Source organism: Streptomyces sp. NPDC056628 (assembly GCF_042792555.1).
In the GTDB taxonomy this organism is placed as follows: domain Bacteria; phylum Actinomycetota; class Actinomycetes; order Streptomycetales; family Streptomycetaceae; genus Streptomyces.
The window spans coordinates 1-6,760 of the sequence record NZ_JBHTWG010000076.1 but is presented as its reverse complement, the minus strand read 5'-3'; the positions used below and the strand labels follow the sequence as shown (position 1 = coordinate 6,760).

The window sequence follows — 6,760 nt, the reverse complement described above, 5'->3', positions numbered from 1 at the left end:
AGGGCCGCCTGTAGATCCCCGTCCACGGACACTGGCAGGGGCTTCCGCTCCAACGCCCAGTCGAGCACCGCATCAGCAACCGTGTGCAGCGTGATGTTGGTGCGCTGGGAAACCTCCCGCAGCACCTCGAACCCAGCCCCAGGCTCAAGCCTGCACACCGCGGCCAGGACACCGATGGCCTGGTCGACCATCGCATGCGAATCGACCGCCCGGCGCAGCTGCGCATTCTCCCGCTCCAGCCACGCCACCACGTCATCACGACCATCGGCAGGCAGAAAGCGCTGCTCACGGGAAGTCGTCATCACCGGCTCCCCACAGGGCGAGGTCTATTTCTAGTACGCCTGCCCGCTCACGGAACCGCGGGCCTGGGGGACCCCAAGGCCGCCCACGCGAGCCTCACGGAGGGGGGACGGCCGGCCGCCGGGTGGCGCGCCGAAGCGGTCGACGCCCCGACATGGTCGAAGGGCCGGTTCGCTGCCTGTGCGGGCTCAGCTGCTTTCCCAGGTCACCGGCCACGGCACGCGTGGCGGCCCGCAGCAGCCAGGCGGCGATCTGCCAGTTGGAGCTGCCGGGGTTCTCCACCTTCGACAAGATGGCCTCGAAGATCCGCACCGAGGTGAACGCCTCGATCCGTACGGGCATCCACGACCGCATGAGTGCCGCTCAGCGGGCGGGGCTGCTGCGGCTGCTGGAGGAGCGCGACGGCGATGGGACGACGCTGTTCAACCGGCTGAAGAAGCCCGCGCAGGGCCCGACCTGGTCACACTTCAAGAACCTGACCAGGCGTCTGGAGTGGGTGGACGGTCTCGGAGACACGGACGTGTGGATGGAGGGTGTCGCTGCGGGGAAGATCACCGACTTTGCCGGGGAGGCGGACGCGGCGGATGCCTCGGAGCTGCGGGGCTTCGTCCCCGTCAAGCGCATCGCGCTGGTCGCGGCCCTGACGCACAAGGCGAGGATGCGGGTACGGGACGACCTCGCGACGATGTTCTGCAAGCGGGTGGCGACGAAGATCAAGAAGGCCAGGGCGGAGCTGGAGGAGACCCAGCTCGCCGAGCGGGAGATCGTCGAGGCCCTGATCGGGAACTACCGCACGGTGCTGAAGAACATCGACGAGGGCGGCCCGGCCCAGGAGGCGCTCACGAGGGCCGCGGCCATGACCGCCGAGGCTTGAACGACTCCACCTTGTTGGTCGCCGCGGTCACCCGCCGGCGAAGCGGCGCATCCGACAGATACCGAAGGAGCTGGACGGTGCGGATGACGCGGCCGACCTCGCGGAAGGCGGCAATCGGTTCTCCCAGTGGATCGGCTTCGGCAACCGCGGCATCATCGCCGACAACGACCCCATCGAGCAGGAGAAGGCGATGAAATTCAACGCCCTGCTCACGAACGCGGTGATCTTCCACAACGCCCTGGACATCGCGGAGATCGTGCGGCAACTGCTGGACGAAGGGTGGGAGATCGACCCCGAAGACCTGGCACACATCTCGCCGTACCTGACCGAACACATCAACCGGTTCGGCGAGTACAGCACCCACGAGCTCGGCATCCAGCCCGACGCGTACGACCCAAAGCTGGATGTCGACTTCACCCCGCTCCGTGAGCAGGACCTCACCGCCGCCAGCCTCGGCCAGGCCGCCTGACCCAACGTTCTCGCCTACGCGGCCGCCCTATTCTTGGATCGGGATGTGGGTCGGCTATGCGGTTGGCCGCAGAAAGCCGACGACGGCCTCCTTCTCCATCTCGATACCCTGCTCGATCTGAGGCGGGACAGGTTCGAACGCATCCACCTGGATGGAGCGCGAGCCGGAGCCACGGGTCCAGGTGGCGATGGCCAGGCCGTCGGCGATGACGGTGGGCCGGATGAGGCCGCCTCCTGGCCAGACGCGGGCCTGGTGGAGAGCGGGGACAGACACCTCGCGGGTGCAGGAGCCGATCAGGTAGTTGTCGTAGGCGGGCAGCATGCGAACGTCCGGGGTGTCAGACGAGTCTGGGAGTCGTTTCACCCGCCCGGCGAGCACGGTCAACGCGCCGTACTCGGTGATCGCGCCCGATTCCGCCAGCAGTTTCCAAGCCCTGCGGGCCCAGGTGACCGGCAGCCCGGACCAGGCGGCGAAGTCCTCCAAGGTGGCGGGGGCGTGCGCGGCAAGGTAGCGGCGGGCCAGCTCGGCGAGAGCAGAGTCTCCCTCCCACCGGAAGCGCCCGGTGGAGGGCAGCCAGTCGTCGAGCAGTACATACGTGGCCTCACCGGCGCGCTGCGGGCCGTGACAGAGGGTGCCGGTGAGTGCCGCGTGGCGGATCAGGTAGAACGGCGCCTGCCCGTCCGGCGGAATACCGAGGGTGGTGAGGTGCTCGGTCAGCTCAGCCCGGGTGAGTGGGCCGTGCGCGGCAAGAACCCGCCGGATGAGATGGTCGGCGTGCTGGCGCAGATCATCGCCCAGCCCCAGCTGCTGGTAGCGGCGGCTGGTTGTGGCAAGGAACCGAGGGGCGAGCAGTTGCAGGGCCCAGTGGGCGTCGTCGCTGGGGATGGTGTGCAGGGTGCCGCGCATGTACCAGTTGCGGACGATGCTCCGCTCGTCCTCATACGCCGCGCGGATGGCCTGGGCGGTGATGTTCAGCCCACGTACCCGGATGCCCAGGTCGGCGGCCGTGGTGTCCTGGGCCTGGATGGCGAAGACCCGTCGGACGACCGCCTCGGCAGTGGCCTCCCGTGCCCCGCCGGCCAGGGCCTGCGCACAGGCCCGCAGCCGGCGGACGCTCTCGCGGTCAAGCATCGGGTTCTACCTCTCGGCCGACGCGGTCAGGAGACGGCCTTGTCGAGGACGCGGGCGAGTTCGGCGGGCGCGGACAGCATCGGCCAGTGTCCGGTGGGCAGGTCGAAGCGTCGCCACGGCGGCTGGTTCAGGTAGGCCAGCATCGGCACCTCGGCATCCAGCAGGCCCGTGAAGTCTTGGCACGCGACCAGGACACGGTCCACACCGGGACCGGGCTCGGCCGGGCCGGCGAGACGCTGGGTGAAGGTGCCGAACGGCTGAGGGGTGGCACCTGCGCGCAGAACGTCCCGCTGGCCCTCATCGAGCCCGTCGAGGCTGCTGGACAAGCCCAGGACCTCAAACGGCGGCATCGGCAGGCGCCACCCGTCGCCAGAAGCGTCGACCTGCTGGCGCAGCTGGTCCGCTGCCTCCGGCGGCATGAGGTCGAGCATGCACATGCCTGAGGCGAACGGGGCGCTGTCCACGTAGACCACGCGCTCCAGCCGGTCGCCGAGACGTCCGGCTGCCCCGGTGACCGGGGCAGCCGCGTAGCTGTGGGCGACCAGCGTGACGCCGTGCAGATCGTGCTCTTCGACGAATCCCCTGATGTCCGCGATGTGCGTGTCCAGGTCCGTTTGGGGGGCGCCCTGGTCGGCGCGCTCGGCCAGGCCGGTCAGTGTCAGCGGCAGCGCCGTGTGGCCGCGCTCCCGCAGAGCTCGGGCGGTGTCTTCCCAGGCCCATGCCCCGAGCCAGGCGCCGGGAACGAGTACGAAGGTGGCCATGTGATCTCCCTGAAGTGAGGTGCTGCGGGGAGCGTAAAGTCGATACAGGACAGAATCCGCCCTGAAATGCCGAGTGATCCATGTCGCATCCCCTGACCCGTGTGCTGACCCTGCTGGAACTCCTCCAGTCCAACGCCCGGCTCACCGGGACAGAGCTGGCCGACCGGCTGGACACCGACGTGCGCACGGTGCGCCGGTACACCGCGCACCTGCGGGAACTGGGCATCCCCGTGGAAGCCGAACGCGGCCGCTACGGCGGCTACCGACTGGCCCGCGGCTACCGCATGCCACCCCTGGTCCTCACCAACGACGAGGCCCTCGCCGTCGTCCTGGGCCTGCTCGCGGCAGAACGTCTGGGCATGGGCACCGCCGCGCCGGCCAGTGCCGGTGCCCTGGCCAAGATCGAGCGGGTGCTTCCGCACGCCCTACGCGAACCGCTCGCCGCCATGCGGGAGACCCTGTCTTTCACCGCCAACGCCGTGATCGGTCAGGCACCCGGAACCGGCGTCCTGCTGGCCCTGGCCCAGGCCTCCCGCGCCCGCGCGACCGTCGGTATCAGCCACCAGTCCTGGCGCCAGGAACACACCGAACGCGACATCGACCCCTACGGCGTGGTCTTCCACACCGGCCGCTGGTACGTCGTCGGCCACGACCACCTCCGCGACAGCCTGCGGACCTTCCGCATCGACCGCATCACCTCCGTCACCCCCCGAGCCGACAGCTTCACCGCACCCGCCGGCTTCGACCCCGTCGCCCACCTGGCCTCGAACCTCGCCCAGGGGCCCTACCGCTGGCAGGTCGAGGTGACGATCCATGGCCCCCTCGATGAGATCGCCCGCCGACTGCCTCGCTCAGCGGTGACCCTCACCGCCCAGCCCACCGGCGTCCTCATGCACGCACGGGCAGAACGGCTGGACGGCATGGCCCACATGCTCGCCTCCCTGGAATGGCCCTTCACCATCCACCATCCCGACGAACTACGGCAGGCGCTCAAGGATCTGGCCGCCCAGCTCACCGCAGCTGCCCAGCGGGGACCGGAAGAACTACCGCAGTAAATGCCGGATTTACTGCGGCAGATCCCCCACGGTGATCATCGCGATCTGCAACGGGGTCTTCCGGTCGCCGGGGCGAGGTGTACGCATTTACTGCGGCAGTACCGGAAGGGCGGGGCAGGCGTGACGATCGAACCAGTGACCGAACTCGGGGGCGGGGGCGCGTTGCGTGTGCCGCGCGCCCGAGTGGTGCCGCTGTCCGCCCTGCCGTCGACGTACACCGCGGCGGTCGAGCGATACCTCACCAGCGCGGGCATCGCGAAGTCCTCCGCACGGATCTACCGGATCACGCTCACGACATGGGGATGGATGTTCGCTGGCGGACCCGCGCCGACCGGACCCGCCCGCCGGGGCGCGAAGCCGCCCGTCTTCGCCGTCACCGCGATCGACGACCCGGCACTGCCGGAAGTCCTGGCCGAGCTGGCGGCTGCGCGGGCGGACGAGATGGACGCCGACACCGTCAACCGTGAACTGTCCATCGCCCGCAAGGCGATCGACTGGTGGCAGCGCCAAGGCTGGATCGACGGCGATCCCACGATCGGTATCGAGCGGCGGCCGGCACCGCCGGACCGCACCAAAGCCCTGGCGCAGAACCAGATCGCCGCCCTGTGGCGCCTCGACGTCGCGCTGCGGGAGAAGACACAGTGGAAAATGCTCTACGAGTCCGCCGCACGGGCCGACGAGGTGCTGTGCCTCAACGTGGAAGACCTCTACCCGCAGGACAAGCGGGGGAAGATCACCGCCAAGGGCGGGGCGACCGAGTGGATTCACTGGCAGTCCGGCACCGCCCAGCTGCTGCCCCGACTCATCGCCCGCCGCACCCGCGGCCCGCTGTTCCTCACCGACCGCAAGGCCTCGGCCGGAACGCCGACGCTCGACGTGTGCCCGGAGACCGGCCGGGCCCGGCTCTCCTACCGCCGGGCTGAGGAGATCTTCGAGGAGAACACCCGGCTGCTGGCCAACCCCCCTCGCCTCATCCGACGACATCGAGGACCTGGACGGCTGGACGCTCCACCGGCTACGTCACAGTGCCCTGACGCACGACGCGGAGGACGGCACCTCTACCCCGATGCTGCTGGCCCGCTCCCGCCACGCCTCCGTCCGCTCCCTGGAGCGGTACGCCCGCCCCGGCGTCGACTCGGTCGCCCGGCACGTCGCCGAACGCGACCCCGCTGCACGTCGCCGCACGTAAATCCGAGCGGATCAGGGCTTCAAGATCATCCCGTTGCCCCTTTGGCGCGTATCTCGGTCACACCCCTACAGCAGCTCCACCTCCGCCAGGACCGCGGGCGCGTGCCCGCGGTCCCCGGACGCCTAAAGCCGCAGGCCGCGGGCGCTCACCCGCAGGCACAGCAGCCACGCCTGCAGGCACGGGGCGATCCCGGACACCTGCTCGCGCAACCGCACCTGCAGGTACGGGGCGATCCCGAACGCCTGCCCGCGCAACCGCACCAGCTCCCCCGCGCCTCGGTGAAGACCGCGACCCGGGCGGCGGCACGCGCCTCCGGACCCGCACCCCGGGCGCCGGCGCCCCCGGGACCGGCGCCCCTTTTGCACCTTCGGTCCCCTCCCCCGGCACAACCACCTGCGCCCGTACCAGCACCGCGCTCACCCGGGCGTACACCGCGTCGCCCGCCAGCCCCGCCTCCTCATACAGACCCGCGGCCTCCTCACACAGCGCCGCCGCGTCGGCGTGCGCGTCCCCGCGCTCCGACTCCTGACTGCCTGTGCGGAGAGCGGCTACTATCTGCGGCTCTTGGAGGCGAACGTGTCGCATCCCCGGGTGAGTGACCTGGTCTTCCATCACTCAGACATCCGTCAGGACCCGTGTGCGGAGCAGATGGTCGACGAGGCTCTGAAGTACCGGCCGATCGCGCTCTGAGCGAATCGAACGCCACCATCACCCTCCGCGATCGCTCCCCAAGATCTACGCCAGAACCGACTTACGACGTCGTTTCGATGCGAGATGGGGAGTCGCACGCTCGCACGAAGAGGGGATGTTCACGAGAACGGGGGTCGGCTGCCGCGGGTCTTTCCCCGGGCGTATCCGTCACTGCCCGGTCCGGTGGGTGAGGGGTTGTTGAGAGGCGGTCGGTGGTGCGAAGAGTGCCTGGACGGTTTCGGTGGCCAGGTCTCGCAGCCAGGTGTGGGCGCGGTCGTTGTCGTAGCGCTG

The 6,760-nt window shown here is 69.8% G+C and carries 9 protein-coding genes and 1 pseudogene; 4 read left to right on the top strand and 6 right to left on the bottom strand.

The window, feature by feature from the left end; translation table 11 throughout:
• The coding region (locus ACFRAC_RS36430; protein WP_382939546.1) for an ANTAR domain-containing protein at positions 1 to 302 on the bottom strand (302 nt) is incomplete at its 3' end.
• Between the two features lie 221 nt (positions 303 to 523).
• Between ACFRAC_RS36430 and ACFRAC_RS36425 the strand changes: the two genes are divergently transcribed.
• Positions 524 to 1,174, top strand: coding sequence for a hypothetical protein (locus tag ACFRAC_RS36425; RefSeq protein WP_382939543.1), 651 nt, complete (start codon positions 524 to 526; stop codon positions 1,172 to 1,174).
• Here the strand turns inward: ACFRAC_RS36425 and ACFRAC_RS36420 are convergent.
• Positions 1,140 to 1,289 carry a Tn3 family transposase gene (locus ACFRAC_RS36420; RefSeq protein WP_382939559.1) on the bottom strand — a complete coding sequence of 50 codons (150 nt, stop codon included), beginning with the start codon at positions 1,287 to 1,289 and terminating at the stop codon, positions 1,140 to 1,142. The two genes, ACFRAC_RS36425 and ACFRAC_RS36420, sit on opposite strands and share 35 nt — an antisense overlap.
• Here ACFRAC_RS36420 and ACFRAC_RS36415 point away from each other — a divergent pair.
• Complete coding sequence (locus ACFRAC_RS36415; protein ID WP_382939551.1) at positions 1,224 to 1,643, top strand: Tn3 family transposase; 420 nt, start codon at positions 1,224 to 1,226, stop codon at positions 1,641 to 1,643. The genes ACFRAC_RS36420 and ACFRAC_RS36415 overlap by 66 nt on opposite strands.
• Before the next feature lie 54 nt (positions 1,644 to 1,697).
• Here ACFRAC_RS36415 and ACFRAC_RS36410 read toward each other — a convergent pair whose 3' ends face one another.
• Positions 1,698 to 2,774 (bottom strand): winged helix DNA-binding domain-containing protein, encoded by a 1,077-nt coding sequence (locus ACFRAC_RS36410; RefSeq protein ID WP_382939540.1) that lies wholly within the window; start codon positions 2,772 to 2,774, stop codon positions 1,698 to 1,700.
• Between the two features lie 26 nt (positions 2,775 to 2,800).
• Entirely contained in the window at positions 2,801 to 3,535 is a 735-nt protein-coding gene (locus ACFRAC_RS36405; protein WP_382939537.1) for an alpha/beta fold hydrolase, read from the bottom strand.
• A gap of 80 nt (positions 3,536 to 3,615) precedes the next feature.
• On the opposite strand from ACFRAC_RS36405, the gene ACFRAC_RS36400 reads away from it, so the two are divergent.
• Together ACFRAC_RS36400 and ACFRAC_RS36395 are read left to right on the top strand one after the other, a co-directional pair.
• Positions 3,616 to 4,590 (top strand): helix-turn-helix transcriptional regulator, encoded by a 975-nt coding sequence (locus ACFRAC_RS36400; protein ID WP_382939533.1) that lies wholly within the window; start codon positions 3,616 to 3,618, stop codon positions 4,588 to 4,590.
• A 1,066-nt stretch (positions 4,591 to 5,656) separates the two neighbouring features.
• Entirely contained in the window at positions 5,657 to 5,779 is a 123-nt protein-coding gene (locus ACFRAC_RS36395) for a hypothetical protein (protein WP_051956616.1), read from the top strand.
• 122 nt (positions 5,780 to 5,901) lie between these two features.
• On the opposite strand, the gene ACFRAC_RS36390 is transcribed toward ACFRAC_RS36395, so the two are convergent.
• The gene (locus ACFRAC_RS36390) at positions 5,902 to 6,039 is read right to left on the bottom strand and encodes a hypothetical protein (protein WP_382939527.1); all 138 of its coding nucleotides are present in this window, start codon (positions 6,037 to 6,039) and stop codon (positions 5,902 to 5,904) included.
• Between the two features lie 598 nt (positions 6,040 to 6,637).
• A pseudogene (locus ACFRAC_RS36385) lies at positions 6,638 to 6,760 on the bottom strand (LysR family transcriptional regulator); the annotation flags it as partial.

Excerpts from the sequence above, each read along its gene's own strand:
- ACFRAC_RS36410 (WP_382939540.1), bottom strand. The coding sequence starts at position 2,774 with ATGCTTGACCGCGAGAGCGTCCGCCGGCTGCGGGCCTGTGCGCAGGCC.
- ACFRAC_RS36405 (WP_382939537.1), bottom strand. The coding sequence starts at position 3,535 with ATGGCCACCTTCGTACTCGTTCCCGGCGCCTGGCTCGGGGCATGGGCC.
- ACFRAC_RS36395 (WP_051956616.1), top strand. The coding sequence starts at position 5,657 with ATGCTGCTGGCCCGCTCCCGCCACGCCTCCGTCCGCTCCCTGGAGCGG.
- ACFRAC_RS36400 (WP_382939533.1), top strand. The coding sequence starts at position 3,616 with ATGTCGCATCCCCTGACCCGTGTGCTGACCCTGCTGGAACTCCTCCAG.